The sequence below is a fragment of the Micrococcus sp. KRD070 genome, assembly GCF_017168435.1.
In the GTDB taxonomy this organism is placed as follows: domain Bacteria; phylum Actinomycetota; class Actinomycetes; order Actinomycetales; family Micrococcaceae; genus Micrococcus; species Micrococcus luteus.
Genome location: NZ_JABFNH010000007.1, coordinates 36,173 through 36,424, shown reverse-complemented (window position 1 = coordinate 36,424; position 252 = coordinate 36,173). Strand labels below are relative to the sequence as shown.

Here is a 252-nt window from a genome sequence, read left to right as displayed (position 1 = left end):
CGTGGGCCGGCTCACCCGGAACTCGGCGGCGACATGGGCTTGCGGGATGCCGTCGTGCAGGTGGCGGTGGACCATCCTGAGACGGCCGGTGGGAGTCAGGGGTGCATTAGCGTGAGTCATGAGTGGGGGGCGTGTCAACTTGTCTGTGTAAGCGGGGTGGTCACAGGTAGGGGTTGATCCGGTCGGGGTAGGCCGCGGCGAGCTGGGCGAGGGCCTGCTTCCAGTTCGTGACGGCCTGACCTTCGACGAGCC

1 pseudogene is annotated in these 252 nt (G+C 67.5%); it reads right to left on the bottom strand.

Features of this window, described 5'->3' with window-relative positions:
• Positions 1 to 120, bottom strand: a pseudogene (locus tag J1M38_RS02285) (IS481 family transposase); the annotation flags it as partial.
• Between the last annotated feature and the right edge of the window lie 132 nt (positions 121 to 252).